Below are 1,290 nucleotides of genomic sequence, written 5' to 3'. Positions count from 1 at the left end.
ACGTATCAGTCTTCCGCTTACATCATAGATAGTCAATTCTTTGCCTTTTGCACCTGTCACGATGATGGTATTGCCCTCTTTTCTGAGGTTCATCCCAGAGAGACTTTCGGTGTTTACGATGCCAGTATAGACTGACGGACTAACGAATTTCCACTGTTGCGTATTGGTGCCATTGTTGTCATATAGCTTTATCCACTCGCCATTGTCCTTGCTCGAGTTCGGTATCTCTATCACTTTACCACTAAGACGTGAAACAAATTGATAATAACCATCACCCTTTTCGACAACGATGAACTGTTGATTCCTGTTGCCGTTATATTCATAGAGTTGCACCTGGGCGCCATCGTTTTTCGACCAATCGGCTACATCCATACCTTGCCTTTTGTTGACTGAAGTACATATAGAATAAACACCTTTTTCACCACCAATCTCTGTCAATGTCCATATCTGCGTTGCATCTATGTACTCATCATCATATTGAACGATGGCTGTATTATTGTCTGTGTTGTTGTTGTCCAAATCAAGAAACTTACCACTGTTGCGGTTTTGCAACTTATAGTCACCTGACAGTCCACTCTTTCCGTATGCCTCAACCTTCAACGAAGACATCTTATCATTCCATTCTTCACCAACGAAACTCTCAGAGGCTGTGTATGACTTACTTTTGCCATTGAAATTGTCATCCTCATAGATTGTAACCTTGAAACCAGGAGTGACCTTCAAAGAACTCATATCATTGTCCTTCAGATTGTAAAGCCCCATTCGACTGAGGTTATATTGGCCTTCAGAAAGGGTCACAGCTTTACCCTTATAGTCTTTATCGGTATACAATGTAACTGCAGAAGCCTCGTCGTTTCGGTTCTCAACCACGGCCCACTGTTGTGTGTGGGTGCCATTGTTGTCGTAGATTTTTATCCATTCACCATTTCCTTTGCTTGATTGTGGAATCTCTACCACTTTACCACTGTTACGAGCTACAAGTTGATAATAGCCTTCACCACAGTCGTAGAGAATAAACTGTTGATGAGGATTACCCAAATAGTCGTATAGTTGCACCTGAGCTCCGTTATCCTTAGAAAAATCAACGACATCCATACCTCGGTTCTTATTACCATAGGAGCAGATGGAGTAGACACCCTTACCTTTCATCACCTCTGTAAATGTCCACGTCTGAGAGGCATCTACACCCTCGTCATCAAACTGGACGATTGCGGTATTGTTATCAGTCTTGTTATTATCCAAGTCAAGATACTTACCACTGTTGCGGTTCATGATTTTGAAGTTACCCGA

The 1,290-nt window shown here is 42.1% G+C and carries 1 protein-coding gene; it reads right to left on the bottom strand.

Annotated features, from left to right (window positions below; genetic code table 11):
• Window positions 1-1,290: RICIN domain-containing protein (locus tag F7D20_RS03145; protein ID WP_194253479.1), on the bottom strand; the 1,290-nt coding region annotated here is incomplete at both ends.

Origin of the sequence: Segatella copri (assembly GCF_009495355.1) — a bacterium.
GTDB lineage: Bacteria > Bacteroidota > Bacteroidia > Bacteroidales > Bacteroidaceae > Prevotella.
The sequence above is the reverse complement of the archived record's forward strand: the minus strand, read 5'-3'. Positions and strand labels throughout refer to the sequence as shown.